An 18,110-nucleotide genomic window follows, 5' to 3' on the forward strand; every position below is an offset into this window, starting at 1 on the left:
TCCCAGGGGGTAGGGAGGCTTATTTATAGTCGTTATATTTTGGTTTTAATCACTAGTGATTAAAGAGCGCCGTAGATTACAGAACTAATTGCTGCAAGACCACATATTGTTGTGAAAATCTGTACAGGTGCAGAAGTTTTGTACTTCGCCATCGCAGGCACTTTCTGCATCGCGAAAACTGGCATTAGGAATAGGATTGCCGCAATCATTGGCGCGCCCATTGTTTCAATCATGCCAAGGATGCTTGGGTTAACAATAGCCACAATCCAAGTAGTGATAACGATGAATAGTAGAGAGCCTTTTTCAATCTTGCTTACTGGTGATTTAGAGCGAGATTTGATCAGGCCAACTAGACCTTCGTGCGCACCTAGGAAGTGACCAAAGTAGCTAGAAGTGATCGCTGCGAATGCCACTAGAGGACCCATGTAAGAAATAAGTGGAGACTCGTGAACGTTCGCTAGGTAAGAAAGTACAGAGATGTTTTGCTCTTTAGCCATCGCTAGTTGCTCTGGAGACAGAGATAGAACAACTGAGAATACGAAGAACATAACAAAACCCATTAGCATCATCGCTGCACCAGCAGTGATTGAGTCAGTTTTTTGTACTGCGTTGTCACCGTGTAGGCGGCGTTGCTCTTTAGAGAACTGAGAGATGATTGGGCTGTGGTTGAAAGAGAATACGATGATTGGAATTGCTAGCCATACGACAGTCGGCATTGCTGACCAGTCTGGTGCTACTTCAATCATTGACGTGTTCCATTCTGGAATCAGGTAGAAAGACAGCGCTAAAAGAACCAGTACCAATGGGTAAACCATTGCAGACGTCGCTTTAAGCATTAGCTCTTTACCAAACACTACGCCAGCAGTCATTGCTGCGATCAGCGCACCAGAAAGCAACCAACGTGGAATAGATTCCATACCTACTTGGTTTACTAGGAAAGAATCCACTGTGTTTGTGATACCAACACCGTAGATAAGAACAATAGGGTAGATAGCGAAAAAGTAAGCGAAAGTAATAAGGTTTGCGCCTGTCTTACCAAAGTGTTCTTCAACAGTGTCAGTGATATCTGCTTCAGGATTTTTTGCGGAAAGGACGAAACGCGCCAGAGATTTGTGAGCAAACCAAGTCATAGGCGCTGCGATTAGCGCTAGGATAACTAATGGCCAGAAACCGCCCGCACCAGCTTTGATAGGAAGGAAAAGTACACCAGCACCTACAGCGGTGCCGAAAAGAGACAGACACCAGGTGAAGTCTTGGTAAGTAAACTTACTAGACGATTGTGCGGTAGAAACCGCAGAAGTAGTAGTATTCATTTTGTGATACTCATTTTTGGGAACAGGAAATAAGTCGGGCGCAATTCTGCATAAAAATCTTAGACAACAAATAGATCTAAATCACGAATTGATGTGACTTATTACATGATATTTCAAAAACCTGTTTTTTGTCACGAAAATGGTGTGCCACTGCTGAGTTTTATTAATCTCACGGATTAGTTTTTCTAATTTTACGTAGGAATATTTAGACGTGTCTCACGCGTAACCGTTTGCGTTATTGATGGTTAATATAAGTAATGTGAGCAAATATTGAATGATGATAAAAAGTATTAATACCGATGCATAATGTGATGTTGCATCGCCTGGATGATTTGTGCGGTCATTCCCCAGATAAAATGGTGTTTATAAGAGAGTCCAAACACGCGGTGGTTGTAGTCGTTAAACACAAATTTTTGACTATGTAGTCGGGATTTATCCAGAACTATTCGCGCTGGAATCTCAAAGATTTCATCAACTTCATTGGGATCCACTCGAGACTCATAGTGCTCATCCACAAATGCAAGGAAAGGGGTGACGCTAAATCGACTGATAGTAACTAGCTCGGGCATTTTACCGAAGATATTGATTTGTTCTCTATCGACACCGATCTCTTCAAATGTTTCACGCAGAGCTGTGTTAGCGAGAGTCATATCGGTCGGCTCGAACTTCCCACCAGGAAAACTAATTTGTCCGGGATGGTGTTTTAGATGCTTCGCTCGTCGGGTAAAGATAACGTTCAGACCATCACCACGCTCAACAAAGCCGATCAAGACGGATGCCTTGCGTAGAGAAGTCGTTTCCAAATGCGCAACGCGCTTTAACGCATCCTGATGGTAGTCCACCGTTTGATGCAGCTGAAAATTCTGAATAAGTTTGTCTTTACTGAAAGCTGGTGACACGCAAACTCCCTAACTGATTGGTACAACGTAAGATTTGTTATTTATTTGTAACTTACTTATATCAATAAGGATAGCGTAAATTTGCGGGTTTCTCCGGTTTGGACGAGAAAGGAAGAAGAGCGCGTGAAGCGAAATTCACTTCACGCTACTTACATAAATAACAGTTTTGTTTGAGCTCTAATGATTTGTCGTCAGAAGAATTAGCACTCTAATACGGGTAGGATTCGGCTCAGTTTATCCAATGTTTCTTGGTATTCAGCGTCGCATTGGCTGTCCGCTACTAGGCCACCACCCGCCCAAACATATAGTTTGTTGTGCTCGGCGACTAAGGTTCGAATCGTAATGCTGGTATCCATACGACCATGGCGACTGATATAGCCAATGCTTCCGCAGTACGCGCTACGTCTATGTGGTTCGAGCTCTTCAATAATTTCCATTGCACGTATTTTCGGCGCGCCAGTAATGGAACCCCCAGGGAAACACGCTCTGAGTAAGTCGGTTTCGCTGTACTGCGCGTCAAGCTCGGCGCGAATCGTACTGACAAGATGGTGAACCGCTGGGAAACTTTCTATATCAAATAGCTTAGGGACGTGTACCGAGCCCGGTTTAGCCACTCGTCCAATATCGTTACGTAGCAAGTCAACGATCATCAGGTTTTCGGCCTGATCTTTCTCAGCATTGGCTAAGTCGTTAGCTGCCGCTCGGTCTTGTTCTTGGTTGTTGTACCTTGGACGCGTACCTTTAATCGGTTTAGTTTCAATCGTGCGTTGCTTCACTTCGAGGAAACGCTCAGGTGAAACACTTAAAATCGCACCTTGTTCGGTACGTACGAAAGCTGAAAATGGCCCTTGATTGACCGACTCTAGTTTGTTGTAAGCCTGCCATTCGCTGCCAACATATTCCGCGCAAAAACGCTGCGCCAAATTAATTTGATAGCAATCGCCAGAGCGCAGGTATTCTTGAACTTGAGCAAATTTTTCGCTGTAACTCGCTTTGCTCATGTTCGATTGCCAATCGCCTTGTAGCGTAAAATCAGCGTGCTCTTGTGGTGTGTGCTCTAGTAACCATGCGTAGTGCGTCTCGACCTGTGTACCAACGACAAACGCCGACTGTTGTTGGTGGTCAACCACAACCGCCCAATCATACAACCCTACTGCCATATCGGGAGTTGTTAGGTCATGCTCCGCTATCTCAGGAAGCTGTTCGACGCGGCGACCCAAATCGTAAGCAAAGTAACCGAGCGCACCACCGACGAAAGGCAATTCACCTTCATAGTCCAGTTTAGGCAACCATTGCGTTTGCTGTTGCTGGAGTAGGGAGAACGGGTCTTCATCCGAGAGGAATGTCTCATGTGGATTAACCACTTTGGTTGACTGTCCAGTGGTGGTTAATGTCGTAACCGGGTTTGCCACCAACACGTCGAAACGGCTATCAATATGTGACGTCGAAGCCGAGCGTAACAAAATAGACCAAGGTAAAGATTCGATGCGAGAAAACAGTTGCTGAGCAAGCTCTGAATGATAGGTAATCGGTTTGATTTCTAAGCTATTTGGCGCGTTGTTATTCATTTGTTTAATTTGTGACAAAGAGATCGTTCGCTGCATGGTAACAGAGGGAAAGCAAGAGTATCATATTGCCAACCAAAGCCGCTACAAGGCGTTTAACAATAAAATAGCGTTGTTTTTTCGTCCGAACGCTGAAATAAGCAAACGTTTTGCAGGTGGCTGTATAAGGAAGCATAACTATAACGAGGCATGCAATGACGGTAATTCGTAAGCAAGATGTGATCAGCAGCGTTGCTGATGCACTTCAGTACATCTCCTACTATCACCCTTTAGACTTTGTCCAAGCCCTAGAAAAAGCCTACCACAAGGAAGAAAGCCAAGCGGCAAAAGACGCTATTGCTCAAATCCTAATTAACTCGCGTATGTCTGCTGAAGGCCATCGTCCTATCTGCCAAGACACGGGCATCGTAACTTGTTTTGTTAACGTTGGTATGGGTGTCCAGTGGGACGCTACCGATATGACGGTTCAGCAAATGGTGGATGAAGGTGTTCGTCAAGCGTACACCAACCCAGATAACCCACTACGTGCATCGGTTCTTATGGACCCTGCGGGTAAGCGTATTAACACCAAAGATAACACACCAGCGGTTGTTCATATCAACATGGTTCCGGGCGACAAAGTTGAAATTCAAATCGCGGCGAAAGGCGGCGGTAGTGAAAACAAAACTAAGATGGTGATGCTAAACCCATCAGACGATATCGCAGAGTGGGTAGAGAAGACACTACCAACAATGGGTGCAGGTTGGTGTCCACCGGGTATGCTTGGCATTGGTATTGGCGGTACGGCTGAAAAAGCGGCAGTACTGGCGAAAGAATCACTGATGGAACACATCGATATCCAAGAGCTTATCGAGCGTGGTCCTCAAAACGCGGAAGAAGAGCTACGTTTAGACATCTTCAATCGTGTCAACAAATTAGGTATCGGTGCTCAGGGCCTTGGCGGTCTGACAACAGTTGTCGATGTGAAGATCAAAACAGCGCCAACGCACGCGGCGTCTAAACCTGTGTGTCTGATCCCTAACTGTGCAGCAACCCGTCACGTACACTTCACGCTAGATGGTTCAGGTCCGGCTGACCTAACGCCACCGAAGCTGGAAGAGTGGCCAGATATCACATGGGAAGCGGGCGCAAATACTCGTCGTGTTAACTTAGACGAAGTGACACAAGCCGATGTGGAACAGTGGAAAACTGGCGAGACAGTTCTTCTTTCTGGCAAGATTCTTACTGGTCGCGACGCGGCACACAAACGCATCCAAACAATGCTACAAAATGGCGAAGGTTTACCTGAAGGCGTTGATTTCAAGGGTAAGTTTATTTACTACGTAGGCCCAGTAGACGCAGTGGGTGATGAAGCCGTTGGTCCTGCTGGCCCGACAACATCCACTCGTATGGATAAGTTCACAGACATGATGCTAGAAGAGACTGGCATTATGGGTATGATCGGTAAAGCGGAACGCGGTCCTGCAACAGTCGAGTCAATCAAGAAACACAAAGCGGTTTACCTGATGGCTGTAGGTGGTGCGGCATACCTTGTAGCGAAAGCAATCAAGAAAGCACGTGTAGTTGCGTTTGAAGACCTAGGCATGGAAGCAATCTACGAATTTGAAGTAGAAGATATGCCAGTAACGGTTGCTGTTGACTCAAACGGCGCGAATGCTCACCAAATTGGTCCAGACACTTGGAAAGTTAAAATCCAAGAAATGGAACAACAGGCTTAAGTTTGCTACAGACTGTGAGAAACTGCTGATTTAATTGGCAAACATTTGACAAAGGTGCGGTTCAGTCGCACCTTTAATTTATATATTCTACAACTTTATTATACGTCAGGAGCGCTCATGCCTCGTTTTGTTCAAATTTTACAACTGATTATTGCGGTCGTTGTAGGTGCTTTTGTTGGTTACGACCTCATTCTTCACGGCATTAGTATTTTTGATGAGAAATACGTCACTATCACTTGTGTGTTAGTTGTATTGGTTGAGATTGCGCTATTCGTAATCTACAAACTGATTGAAGACGATTAAATTCCAACGCCACTCGGCGATGTGAAGCATCATCTTGAAAGCCCTTGATTTTTATCAGGGGCTTTTTCGTTCATCTAAGATTAAGATTACATCCAGTAGCATAATCAGCAATCCCTAGATAAGAGAATGTGAATGAAGAAAATTACTCAAGAAGTGAACGATTTTATCAACCGTAGCATGGATACGCATGTGCGTATCGCTGTAACCGGACTTTCCAGAGCGGGTAAAACGGCGTTTATCACCTCATTGGTGAATCAGCTTCTTCATACTTCAACACATGACAACCTTCCTCTGCTTGCCGCCGCCAGAGATAAGCGCTTAATTGGCGCTAAACGCGTGCCTCAATCGAATATGATGGTGCCGCGTTTCGCCTATGACGAAGCGATGGAACATACGCAACAGCAGCCACCGAAATGGCCTGAGCCAACACGAGATGTCAGTGAGATTCGTCTGGCGATAAAATACAAACCAAAGAGCAAAACCAAGAAGCTGATTAGCAGTACTTCGACGCTGCATGTCGACATCATCGACTACCCAGGTGAGTGGTTGCTCGATCTGCCTCTGCTGGATATGAATTTTCACCAGTGGTCAGTATCGCAATTTGCAGCGCTCAAAGGTAAACGGAAAGAATTGGCGCAAGATTGGTTGGCGAAACTCGATGCGCTTGACCTAGACGCGCCGTTGGATGAGAAGAAATTATCGGAAGTCTCTGAAAGCTACACTCAGTATCTGTATGCGTGTAAAGAGGCGGGCTTGCATTGGGTGCAGCCGGGGCGTTTTGTGTTGCCGGGAGAGTTAGACGGTGCACCTGTACTGCAGTTTTTCCCTTGCCGTTTTAACGAAGAGGCAAAATTCGTCAAAGGTTCGAACTTGGAAATGCTCAATGCGCGCTATAGCCAATACCAAAACAAAGTGGTGAAAGCGTTTTACAAACATCACTTTTCCACCTTTGACAGGCAAATCGTTTTGGTGGACTGCTTGCAGCCATTGAATGCAGGTTACGAAGCGTTTCACGACATGCGCCATGCGCTCGAGCAGATCATGCACAGCTTCCGCTACGGGCGTAGCAATATGCTAAAACGCTTGTTTGCGCCGAGGATCGATAAAGTCCTGTTCGCTGCAACAAAAGCGGACCACGTGACGCCTGAACAACATCCTAATTTAGTGTCGTTGTTGCAACAGATGGTGCATCCGGCTTGGCAGAATGCGTCATATGAAAACATCGATATGAGTTGTATGACGATGGCATCGATTCAGGCGACGAAAACGGGTTATATCAATCAGGACGGCCAGTCTATTCCAGCGCTACAAGGTGTCACGTTGGATGAGCGTGCAATTACCGTTTTTCCGGGAGAAGTGCCGAAAAAACTACCGGGTGAAGCGTATTGGGAAAAACAAGGATTTGAGTTTACCGCGTTTAGACCTCAGATCGTCTCGCAAGACGATCCGTTGCCACATATTCGTATGGATAAGGCGTTAGATTACCTAATTGGAGACAAGCTGAAATGAACAAAGCGAAAGAAGTCGCACTAAAACAAAAGCAAGTCTTTGAACAAATGTTGGACTCGGATAGCGAACAACAAACACCAGAACTGACGGCGCAGAGACAGTTTGAAACTGCAGACGCCTTTATTCCGGTTGAGATTGAACACAAAGATACAGAGACCACCCAAGAAGCGAACTTAGAACAAGTCATTCGACCAAGTAAAGGTCCCAAATGGTTGGCAACGGGATTACTTTCTGCATTTGCTGGCTTGGTAGGTTGGCAGGCGATTGATACGGTAATAACCGCTCTGCAAAGCGGCGATTGGCTCACATTAGGCTGGGCTGGCTTTATTTCTACCATTGCTGGTCTAGGTATTGGCGCACTAGGTAAAGAGTTGTGGAAACTGCGGGCGTTACGACGTCACTTTAGTGTGCAAGAGCAGAGTGAAGCCTTGATTCAAGCCAACAGCGTTGGCAAAGGCAAAGCGTTCTGTGAAAACTTAGCCAAGCAAAGTGGCATCCAGCCAGAATCGCCAAGTTACGACCGCTGGAACAACAGCGTCAACGCGTCGCACAGTGACGCGGAAGTGCTCGATATGTACGATGCGATGGTGGTGGCAGAGCAAGACAAACTCGCGACCAAAATTGTATCGCAACATGCGACTGAGTCGGCCGCTTTGGTTGCAATTAGCCCGTTAGCGTTAGCAGACATGATGTTGGTTGCTTGGCGTAACTTTAAAATGATCGACAACTTGGCTGCGGTTTACGGCGTAGAACTGGGTTACTGGTCGCGCTTGAAGTTGTTTAAATCAACCTTAATCAATATGGCAGCGGCAGGTGCAAGTGAACTGGCGATCGATGCCAGTATGGACCTGATGTCGATGGACCTTGCGGGCAAGTTGTCCGCTCGCGCTGGGCAGGGTTTAGGGGTTGGTATCCTTACGGCAAGACTGGGTATTAAAGCGATGTCACTATTGCGACCGATTCCTTGGCATCAGGATCGCAAAGTCAAACTCGGTTCAATCCGTAAGCAGATAGTAGAAAAAATCGCCGCCATTACAATCAAATAACGCGAATGTGAAGCAAGTATTACCCGTTTGCTTGACGGGGATCTAGGCTTAAGGGAAACTACTGTCAACTTTTCGTGACACCTTACGTTAGGAATTCATTAGTGCGTCTAGAAGTATTCTGTGAGGACAGACTGGGTCTGACTCGTGAACTGCTCGATATCTTAGCTTCAAAGAATATCGATTTACGCGGTATTGAAATTGATATCTCCGGCATTATTTATCTCAACTGCCCAGATATTGATTTTGATACCTTCAGCGAGCTTATGGCGGAGATACGTAGAATCTCTGGCGTTAATGATGTGCGCAAGATTCAGTTTATGCCAATGGAAAGGCATAACACCGAGCTTATCTCTTTGCTCAACAGCCTGCCAGAGCCGGTACTTGGTATCGACTTAAAAGGCAATGTTGATATGGCAAACCACGCTGCGCTGAGCTTGTTCAATTCAGAACAAGACGCGGTCATCGGTCATCATATTTCTAGCCTTGTACCGAGCTTCAACTTCACCAAGTGGAGCGAGGGCAAAATTTCACGCCTAAGAGAAAACATCGTCCTTGGTGGATTGGATTACGTGCTTGAGGTGATGCCGGTGTATATTACCGACGAAAGCAACGAATCGATTCTCGCAAGCACGGTAATGATGATTCGCTCTATTCAAGAAAAGCACTTGTTTGACGATACGTTACCGCTGCACAACAACCTCGGCTTTGAGCACTTTGTCGGCATTTCTAACCGTCACAAAGCTTTGATTAGCCAAGCGAAGAAACTCTCTATGCTTGACCAACCTCTGCTGGTGCAAGGTGAAACAGGCACGGGTAAAGAGATGCTGGCGCGCGCGTGTCACAATCGTTCAAACCGTGCAGGAAAACCATTCTTGGTTCTAAGCTGTGCGTCTATGCCGGATGATGTAGCAGAAACAGAATTGTTTGGCCATGCGCCTGGTTCGTTTAACCATGAACAAGGTCATAAAGGCATTTTTGAGCAGGCAAACGGTGGCACCGTATTCCTTGACGAAATCGGTGAGATGAGCCCACACCTGCAAATCAAACTGTTGCGTTTGCTACAAGATGGTACCTTCCGTCGTGTCGGTGAAGAAGATGAAATTCACGTTGATGTGCGCGTGATTGCCTCAACCAGACACCACCTTGCGGATTTGGCCGAGTCGGGCACATTCCGTGAAGACCTTTTCTATCGTTTGAACGTACTTACGTTGGCTATTCCACCACTACGTGAGCGTTCTAATGATATTGCGCCTTTACTTGATTTGTTCGTCTCTAAATACGTTAAACAGCTAGGCATCAATAAGCCAGAGTTGAGCGATGAGTTGATTGATCAACTGATCAGCTATCAGTGGCCAGGCAACATGCGTCAGTTAGAAAACATGGTATTGCGAGCTCTCACTGAGCTTGAGAGCAATGTACTGACGCCGGATCTGTTCCATTTACCGCAGTTAGAATCTACTTCAAACAATCTACCGACGATCAATTTGGATGGCTCGTTAGACGAAATAATGAAAGAGTACGAATCGCAAGTTCTTGAGCGTCTGTACCAGTCATTCCCATCAAGCCGCAAACTGGCGAAGCGTTTGAATGTCTCACATACCTCGGTAGCGAATAAACTACGTGAATACGGGATCAGAAAGAACTAAATGGAAAGAGTAAGCACACCAGTTCAAGTGTTTGAACAGGATGAAGACATCATTCTGCGCACGGCTGAACCTACGGACGGGAAACTGATTTCAGACTACTTTATTGCCAACCGTGACTTTCTCAGAGAGTGGGAACCTAAGCGTGAGGACGCGTTTTTTAGCGAAGCAGGTTGGACTCAACGACTAATTAAGTTGAACGAGTTGCACCGTATGGGGTTGGGCTATTACTTGATCATTCTTGATAGCAACAGCGGAGAGATGCTTGGAACCATTTCTTTTAGTAACATCTCTCGTTTTCCGTTTCATGCCTGTAATGTCGGCTACTCACTGAGTCAGACAGCGCAAGGGCGTGGAGTGATGACGCGTGCGCTGAGAATGGCGGTGGATTACATGTTTAATATCCAAAACCTTCATCGCATTATGGCGGGTTACATGCCAAGAAATAAGCGCAGCGAATCGGTACTAAAACGTCTTGAATTTACCCAAGAAGGTCTCGCGAAAGATTACTTACTCATTAATGGCAAATGGGAAGACCATGTTCTGACCTCTTTAACAAACGCCAATTGGAAGGGATAACACGATGAGTCGTCTCGAACAGCAGCTCGCTTTATTGATTGAGCTAGACCAACTTAAATCTGTTTTACGCCGCACCCGAGTCAAGAGTGCAGAAGGTCGATTGGAGAACTCTGCAGAGCACAGCTGGCATGTCGCGTTAATGGCGATTTTAATGGAAGAGCACGCGAATGAACCGGTAGATGTCGCACGAGTCGTAAAGATGTTATTGCTCCACGATATTGTTGAAATCGACGCAGGTGACACCTTTGTTTATGATGCGGTAGCCTCGGCTGAGCAAGAAGAGAAAGAACTAGCCGCAGCAAAAAGGCTATTCGGTATGTTGCCTGAAGAGCAGGGCAGAGTACTGTTTGAGCTCTGGTTAGAATTTGAAGCGGCGGAATCAGCGGATGCGAAGTTTGCTAAAGCGTTAGATCGTTTGATCCCCATGCTACTTAACTATCACAATGACGGTCAAAGCTGGCAAGAACACGGTGTCACGCGTGAGCAAGCATTGACGATCAACAAACGAATTGGATTAGGTTCTGAGGTGTTGTGGGAGAAAGCCCAACAAGTGATCGCAGAAGCTACAGAAAAAGGCTGGCTCAAGGCTTGATTGCCAGCCACTATGAGGAAAATGAATGTCGTATTTAACTTTGGATGAATACCAAAGAAAATGGATTTTTACTCACCAATCGATGCCAGTCCCAGAAAGTGACTTGGAAGCGATCAAACCGATGACGCAAGCGCGTGCGTCGCAGTTGTGGAAAGAGAACATCAGTGCACAAAGCCCTGACGCGGATCGTTTAAGTTCAAGCGATTGGCCAATGAAAGAGTCTAACTGGAACGAAACCGTAGACTGGATGGCCGCATGGGAATCAGACGACGAATCATTGCCTGAAGAAGTGCTAACATTTATGGATTGGCAAGATGATGTAACGGTTTATTTCTGTTACGAGAAATACAATGTGATCGAAACAAAATGGTCAACGTTTAAGAAGCATTGGAAAAACTTTCTATTCTACGATGATGGACCAATATTAATTGGTCGCAGACGTGCTGAAGCCTTGTGGTTTGATTCTCACGGCAACGTAAAATTAGGTTATAGAAAATAGAATGCAGGCGAAAGCCTGCGTTTTTATCCGTGTTTTCTGGATCGAATAAACAATATTACTTAGATCTATTTATTTTATTCCCCTACCATATATGAATTTCCTGCCATATTTGTAACTCGTTATTTTTAAAGTGTTTTTATTTTTAATCTATACACGTAAAGATAGCAAGAATGATCCCATTCGTTGTCGTGAGTATTAAATGGATCATTTTTATATCCAATATTAATATGAATTGTAAAGTGTAAGATGTTAAATAAATTGTGATTTTATGCTCACTTTTAACATTACTTTTTGCGCGGATTATGTAATTTGGTATCATTTTCTAGACAAAAGCAAAAATGAATTTATATCTATTCAACATATTCAGATGACAGGGAAAGTAGTGGAAACGAACAAATCACAACTGCGAAAAGACTTTTACGCTCAGATTAGTCATCTGCAGGCTTATACGTTGCCTCAGACTAAGCCAACACTTTCTCTGCTAACTGAAGAAGAGCTGCAAGAGCTTGAGGCGATGTGGGTTGAGCATTCCGTTTGGAAAATCAAACAAAACCACTAAGCGCTGGCGTTTAACAAATTCTAAAGACCTCACGATGTTAAGTCGCTGAGGTTTTTTATTGTCTTCGTGTTAAATTGTTATATTATAACAATTGTTAACTAACCATTGATTTATCAGCTGTGAATCCCCATAGTTAGTGACATCAGAGATTTCTACCAAGATAGAAATGGCATAGAAGTAGATTCAAGTGAGTAGAGATATGGCGGAAGTAAGAGCCAGAGTAGATTTTAAAGTCGGTGCTAAAAGCAATATTGACGCTGAGATTTTATCTTTTAAAGGTCTAAAAACCGATAAAGAACACGTTGCCGTCATTTTCAAACAAGCTGACAAAACTCAAGACATTCCTTTAGTTCGCATGCACTCTGAGTGCTTGACGGGCGACGTTTTCCATTCATCTCGATGCGATTGCGGCGAGCAGTTGGACGAAACCATCAATAGCATGGCCGAGTCGGGCGGTATCATTCTTTACCTTCGTCAAGAAGGACGCGGCATTGGTCTTTACAACAAGATTGATGCCTACAAGCTGCAGAGTGAAGGGATGAATACCTATGAAGCCAACAACCATCTTGGTTTTGGTGATGATCTGCGAGACTTTACTGAAGCGGCACAAATGCTTAAGGCGTTGAACGTAAATCAGATCCGTTTGGTGACAAACAACCCGAAAAAGATCAAAGAGCTCAGTGAGCACGGCATTGAAATTAAAGACGTTGTCAATACTTCAGCTCACTTGAAAGAAGGGAACGAAGGTTACCTAAAAGCAAAAGTGTCTCATGGTAAGCATGACTTGAAGCTATAAAGCCTTTTGTAATCAATGTTGATAAAAGCCTCACTTTCGTGAGGCTTTTTTTGTATATAGGTTGAAAAAAAATTGTAACTTTGTATTATTTGCGTCTAATAGTGCAAATGAGAATAATTAGCACTAACTAGTAAGAACAATTATTATCATCAACAAGGACGCCTTCCATGAACTTAAAATCGCTATTAGCCCAATCAGTAGCCACTTCTTTAGTTATTGCTAGCAGCTCAGCAATGGCAGCCAACGTGACTCAAGAGCAAGTCGTTGAGCACTATGCTGATATCGCTCACGCAGTATTTGCTGATGCGTTAACAACAGCCAAAACACTTGATCAATCTATTGAGTCTTTCCTTTCTGCTCCTTCTGCGGCTAAGTTGGAAGAAGTGAAACAAGCATGGCTAGATTCTCGCGTACCATACCAACAGTCTGAAGTTTTCCGTTTTGGTAATGCGATTGTCGACGATTGGGAAGGGCAGCTAAACGCATGGCCACTAGACGAAGGCCTGATTGATTACGTTTCTGCGGATTACCAATACGAATTGGGCAATGAAGGCGCAAACGCAAACATCGTTGCAAACAAACAGCTACAGATTGGCGCAACAACACTAGACGTCGCGAAACTTACGCCACAAACGATTGCTGACCTAAATGAAGTGGGTGGTTCTGAAGCAAATGTAGCATCAGGCTACCATGCGATTGAGTTCCTACTTTGGGGGCAAGACCTTAACGGTACTAATGCAGGAGCTGGCGCTCGTGCGTACACAGATTTTGTGGTTGGCGATGCATGTACAAACGGTAACTGTGACCGCCGTGGTGAGTACCTGAAAGCTGCGGCTGAGCTTCTCATTCAAGACCTAGAGTGGATGGAAAAGCAGTGGTCTGCGGATGAGAAAGGTAACTACCGCGAAGAGTTGGTGAACGGATCTGCGGAAAATGGTCTGCGTAAGATGCTTTTTGGCATGGGCTCGCTATCTCTGGGTGAATTAGCTGGTGAGCGCATGAAAGTCGCGCTGGAAGCGAACTCAACTGAAGATGAGCACGACTGTTTCTCTGATAACACTCACAACTCTCATTACTACAATGAGCAAGGCATCTACAACGTCTACACGGGTATCTACAAGCGTCAAGATGGTTCACTGCTGTCAGGTCCAAGCCTCAATGATTTAGTCGCACAAAAAGACAAACAAGCAGCGAAAGAAATCCAAAAGCAGTTTGACGTCACACGCGCTCAAGTTGGTCAATTAGTGACATCCGCAGAGACAAACGGTCAGTTCTTTGACCAGTTGATCGCTTCAGGCAACACTCAAGGTAATGCCCTGGTGAATGAAACCATCATGTCATTGGTTGCGCAGACCGAATCGATTGAACGTGCGGCGAAGATCGTAGGAATCACTAACCTAAGCCCTGATACGGCTGACCACGAATTCTAATCATTACTTGAATTCTAGAAGGGCTCTATGAAGAGCCCTTTTGCTGTTTTAATACCCTTATATTTAATGAGAGTTTTTCTCATTTAGATAAGGCTTTATTTAGAGCTTTAAGATGAACTTGTATACAAAATCTACTCTGACCGCACTGATGCTTATCAGTACTTCTGCGCTCGCTTACGACGTAAAGTCCGGTGGCGATACTTCCGTGAAAAAAGACGGTGCAAACGCGTACTCGCTGCCTTCTGGAAATCTGCCGATGACTAAGCGCTTAGACTTTAGCGTAGGCAACAGTTTCTTCCGCAATCCTTGGGTTCAAGCTCCTGCTTCAACGGATGCTCGTGACGGATTGGGGCCTTTGTTCAATACCAACGGTTGCCAGAACTGTCATATCAAAGATGGTCGTGGGCATCCTCCTGAAGCGAACGATACTCATGCGGTTTCCATGTTGGTGCGCTTGAGCATTCCGGCAATGACGCCAGAGCAGAAAAAAGCCTACATCAAAGACGGTGTGATCCCTGAACCAACGTACGGCGGTCAGCTACAAGATTTTGCTTTGCAAGATCAAACGCCTGAAGGACAGATCAAAATTACTTACACCGATGTTCCCGTCAAATTCACTGATGGAACCGAAGTGGTGCTTCGTAAACCTAAGCTAGAAATCACTGACTTAGGTTACGGTGACATGCACCCAGATACTCAGTTCTCCGCGCGCGTGGCGCCGCCAATGATTGGTCTTGGCTTATTAGAGAGTATTCCTGATGCAACGCTAGAAGCGTGGACGGACGAACAAGATAAAAATGCCGATGGCATTTCAGGCAAGACAAACCGCGTATGGGACGTACAAAAAAATGATTTTGCGATTGGTCGCTTTGGTTGGAAAGCAGGTCAACCGACATTGATGCAACAAAACGCGGCGGCATTTAATGGCGATGTCGGCTTAACCAGTCGTCTATTCCCGAATGAAAACTGCACTAGCCGCCAAAGTTTGTGTGCCGATCTGCCAAACGGCGGACAGCCAGAAGTCAGCGACAAGATCCTAAACTTTGTTGAGTTTTACTCACAGCACTTAGCGGTACCAATTCGTCGTAACGTCAACGATGAGCAAGTTGTATTAGGACAAAAGCTGTTTGCTTCTGCAGGTTGTGAAAGTTGCCATAAGACCAATGTGAAGACTGCGAAGCGTGAAGGCTTACCTGCGCTTTCTGAACAAACGATTCACCCGTATACCGACATGTTGTTACACGATATGGGAGAAGGTTTAGCGGATCATCGTCCTGAATACCTTGCGAGCGGCACCGAATGGCGCACGCCACCGTTGTGGGGCATTGGTTACACGCAAGAAGTGAATGGCCATACATATTTCCTACACGACGGCCGCGCGCGTAACTTGATGGAAGCGGTGTTGTGGCATGGTGGAGAAGCCGAAGCAGCGAAGAGCAAAGTGCTGACATTTAACCAAAAAGAGCGCGATGCACTGATCGCTTTCTTAAACTCGTTGTAAGGAATGACGATGAACAAAGTTTCTCTATCTTTGCTTGCTGTATCAGTTACCTCATTGCTTGGTTGTCAGTCGACGGGTGAGCAAAACGTGCAAGCAGAACAAACCTCTCATGCGAGTCAAAACGTTTATCAAGTTGAGTTCGACTCAGCGCAACGATTCGCTGCACAGACCAATCAGCTCAACACAACGTTTAATGACTACTGTCAATCGTCTGCATCATTGGAAGAGCTGCAAAGCCAGTGGCATTCGACGATGGCGAGTTGGATGGCGCTTCAAGGTCAGGAACGTGGCCCAGAGCAAGCATTAGCGCAAAGCTGGAATGTACAATTCTGGCCAGATAAAAAAAATACCACAGGCCGCAAAATGGTGGCGTTAGCCAAGCAAAATAAGACTTGGACGCCCGAGGAAATTGCGCAGCAAAGCGTAACTGTTCAAGGTTTGGGTGCTATTGAGTGGCTGTTGTACGACAAAGCTTCGGACTTAAATTCGGCTCAAACGTGTGGTACAGGTGTATCTATTAGTCGCAATTTAGCTAACAACGCCCAGAGTATTTCGGCGGCATGGCAACAAAACCCATGGAAAGCGCTGGATGAAAAAGCTTGGCTGACGGAATACATCGCACTGCTTTCTAATCAGCTTGAATACAGTATGAAAAAGCTCAGTCGACCGTTGGCGAACTTTGGTCATCCACGACCATATTTCGCCGAGTCTTGGCGCTCGCAAACGTCGATGAAGAACTTAGCTGAAAATATCCAAGCGATGGAAGCACTTTATTTTGCACAGGGTAATGGTCTTGACGCCTTACTTAGAGCGCGCGGTGAATCGTCGCTGGCGGACCGGGTGAAGCAACAATTTTCAATGACGAGAGAAACTTGGCCCGCAGAGCAAAGCTTGTTTGATATGTTACAAACCAAGCAGGGTTATCAGCGAGCATACGCGCAGTACAACAAACTGGAACAGCTAAAATACCTGATCCATGAAGAAGTGGCTGTCGAACTTGGTGTTGTTATAGGATTTAATGCAACCGATGGTGACTAATCAAACTCGACGAAAACTACTCAAAGCAGCGCTGTTTAGCGCTGCCATTCCTGCCTTGCCGTTTGGCTGCGCTTCGCTAAGCCAAGTGCAAACTCCGGCATTAATTGGATGTTCAATCAGCGGACGAGACAAGTATTCCGCCGTTGTCGCCGATGAGTTTGGCCGTCCAATCCGCCAGATCGCTTTGCCTGAACGTGGGCACGGCGTTGCGGTGAATGCGACCATGAATCATGCCGTGGCGTTTGCCAGAAGACCGGGTACTTTCTTTGTTGTGTTCGACTACACGACAGGAGAAGTAGTGCGAGCTTTACCCGCGACATCAGAACGACATTATTACGGACATGGCGTGTATTCCAACGATGGGCGATGGCTCTATGCGACAGAAGGCGAGCGTCGAACCAGCAAAGGCATTATTGGCGTTTATGACGTTATCGCTGGCTACAACAAAGTGGCCGAGTTTACCGGCTTTGGCATTGGCCCGCATGAAGTGATTGTTATGCCGGATGACTCCATCGTGATTGGTGTCGGTGGCGTACATACCAATGGTCGCCAGCCACTAAACCTTGATAGCATGTCTCCTAGTTTGAGCTATTTAAACGCCAATGGAGAGTTGCTCGACCAAGTCTCTTTGGCTGACCACCATTTGAGTATTCGCCACTTAGCGCACGACGGCAGTGAAACCGTGTTATGTGGCCAACAATATCGCGGTGAGCCGGATGAATACCCGTCGTTATTGGCGATGCATACGCGCGGTAGCGAAATGGTGTCTCTGGAAGCTGAGCCGGAACAGTGGGCGAGGTTCAATCATTACATCGCCAGTATTGCTGCGACCGAGGATTGGATACTCGCGACCTCACCACGTGGCAACTGCTACGGTATTTGGTCTAAGCACACACGAAAGTTAGTTGAGCTCGAACCGTTGGCGGATGCTTCTGGTGTCGTCACCCATGATGGATTTTTCCGAGTAAGTTCAGGCAGCGGGAGTGTGGTTACTCAGTATCAGCCGGGTGATAAGAAGGCCATTCCCTCTGGTGTGCAGTGGGATAACCACTGGGCGTCGATTCCTAATTAACATATTGAATAGTAAAAACGTTTTTTCAATTCTTAAAAACAAGTCACA

At 45.8% G+C, this 18,110-nt stretch carries 17 protein-coding genes; 14 read left to right on the plus strand and 3 right to left on the minus strand.

Annotated features, from left to right (window positions below):
* Positions 1 to 59: 59 nt before the first annotated feature.
* The 3 genes from AKJ31_RS07345 to pabB form a co-directional block, all read right to left on the minus strand.
* On the minus strand, positions 60 to 1,313 hold the full coding sequence (locus AKJ31_RS07345; RefSeq protein ID WP_053408455.1) for an aromatic amino acid transport family protein: 1,254 nt from the start codon (positions 1,311 to 1,313) through the stop codon (positions 60 to 62).
* A 290-nt stretch (positions 1,314 to 1,603) separates the two neighbouring features.
* Positions 1,604 to 2,212: a CoA pyrophosphatase gene (locus AKJ31_RS07350; protein ID WP_053408456.1), complete on the minus strand. Its 609-nt coding sequence runs from the start codon at positions 2,210 to 2,212 to the stop codon at positions 1,604 to 1,606.
* A gap of 200 nt (positions 2,213 to 2,412) precedes the next feature.
* Positions 2,413 to 3,780, minus strand: coding sequence for an aminodeoxychorismate synthase component 1 (gene pabB / locus AKJ31_RS07355; RefSeq protein ID WP_211263046.1), 1,368 nt, complete (start codon positions 3,778 to 3,780; stop codon positions 2,413 to 2,415).
* A gap of 191 nt (positions 3,781 to 3,971) precedes the next feature.
* Here pabB and AKJ31_RS07360 point away from each other — a divergent pair, with 191 nt between their 5' ends.
* From AKJ31_RS07360 to AKJ31_RS07425, 14 genes are all read left to right on the plus strand, one after another.
* On the plus strand, positions 3,972 to 5,495 hold the full coding sequence (locus AKJ31_RS07360; RefSeq protein ID WP_053408458.1) for a fumarate hydratase: 1,524 nt from the start codon (positions 3,972 to 3,974) through the stop codon (positions 5,493 to 5,495).
* 117 nt (positions 5,496 to 5,612) lie between these two features.
* Entirely contained in the window at positions 5,613 to 5,798 is a 186-nt protein-coding gene (locus AKJ31_RS07365) for a hypothetical protein (protein ID WP_053408459.1), read from the plus strand.
* A 132-nt stretch (positions 5,799 to 5,930) separates the two neighbouring features.
* Complete coding sequence (locus tag AKJ31_RS07370; RefSeq protein ID WP_053408460.1) at positions 5,931 to 7,307, plus strand: YcjX family GTP-binding protein; 1,377 nt, start codon at positions 5,931 to 5,933, stop codon at positions 7,305 to 7,307.
* Positions 7,304 to 8,353, plus strand: coding sequence for a YcjF family protein (locus AKJ31_RS07375; RefSeq protein ID WP_053408461.1), 1,050 nt, complete (start codon positions 7,304 to 7,306; stop codon positions 8,351 to 8,353). Before AKJ31_RS07370 ends, AKJ31_RS07375 begins: the two co-directional genes overlap by 4 nt.
* Before the next feature lie 101 nt (positions 8,354 to 8,454).
* Positions 8,455 to 9,999 carry a transcriptional regulator TyrR gene (gene tyrR, locus AKJ31_RS07380; protein WP_053408462.1) on the plus strand — a complete coding sequence of 515 codons (1,545 nt, stop codon included), beginning with the start codon at positions 8,455 to 8,457 and terminating at the stop codon, positions 9,997 to 9,999.
* On the plus strand, positions 10,000 to 10,575 hold the full coding sequence (gene rimJ / locus AKJ31_RS07385) for a ribosomal protein S5-alanine N-acetyltransferase (protein ID WP_053408463.1): 576 nt from the start codon (positions 10,000 to 10,002) through the stop codon (positions 10,573 to 10,575). It abuts the gene before it with no gap.
* A gap of 4 nt (positions 10,576 to 10,579) precedes the next feature.
* The gene (locus AKJ31_RS07390) at positions 10,580 to 11,167 is read left to right on the plus strand and encodes an HD domain-containing protein (protein WP_053408464.1); all 588 of its coding nucleotides are present in this window, start codon (positions 10,580 to 10,582) and stop codon (positions 11,165 to 11,167) included.
* A gap of 25 nt (positions 11,168 to 11,192) precedes the next feature.
* A complete protein-coding gene (locus AKJ31_RS07395; protein ID WP_053408465.1) occupies positions 11,193 to 11,666 on the plus strand; it encodes a DUF2947 domain-containing protein in 474 nt (157 codons plus the stop codon).
* 367 nt (positions 11,667 to 12,033) lie between these two features.
* Complete coding sequence (locus tag AKJ31_RS23205; RefSeq protein WP_053408574.1) at positions 12,034 to 12,225, plus strand: hypothetical protein; 192 nt, start codon at positions 12,034 to 12,036, stop codon at positions 12,223 to 12,225.
* A 199-nt stretch (positions 12,226 to 12,424) separates the two neighbouring features.
* Positions 12,425 to 13,021 carry a GTP cyclohydrolase II gene (locus AKJ31_RS07405; RefSeq protein WP_053408466.1) on the plus strand — a complete coding sequence of 199 codons (597 nt, stop codon included), beginning with the start codon at positions 12,425 to 12,427 and terminating at the stop codon, positions 13,019 to 13,021.
* A gap of 167 nt (positions 13,022 to 13,188) precedes the next feature.
* The gene (locus AKJ31_RS07410) at positions 13,189 to 14,451 is read left to right on the plus strand and encodes an imelysin family protein (protein WP_053408467.1); all 1,263 of its coding nucleotides are present in this window, start codon (positions 13,189 to 13,191) and stop codon (positions 14,449 to 14,451) included.
* A gap of 112 nt (positions 14,452 to 14,563) precedes the next feature.
* Positions 14,564 to 15,952, plus strand: coding sequence for a di-heme oxidoreductase family protein (locus tag AKJ31_RS07415; RefSeq protein WP_053408468.1), 1,389 nt, complete (start codon positions 14,564 to 14,566; stop codon positions 15,950 to 15,952).
* A 9-nt stretch (positions 15,953 to 15,961) separates the two neighbouring features.
* Positions 15,962 to 16,990, plus strand: a complete 1,029-nt coding sequence (locus AKJ31_RS07420) for an imelysin family protein (RefSeq protein ID WP_053408469.1) — start codon at positions 15,962 to 15,964, stop codon at positions 16,988 to 16,990.
* Complete coding sequence (locus AKJ31_RS07425) at positions 16,971 to 18,062, plus strand: DUF1513 domain-containing protein (protein WP_211263047.1); 1,092 nt, start codon at positions 16,971 to 16,973, stop codon at positions 18,060 to 18,062. Before AKJ31_RS07420 ends, AKJ31_RS07425 begins: the two co-directional genes overlap by 20 nt.
* Positions 18,063 to 18,110 lie beyond the last annotated feature (48 nt).

It is taken from the genome of Vibrio hepatarius (assembly GCF_001274785.1).
In the GTDB taxonomy this organism is placed as follows: Bacteria; Pseudomonadota; Gammaproteobacteria; order Enterobacterales; family Vibrionaceae; genus Vibrio; species Vibrio hepatarius.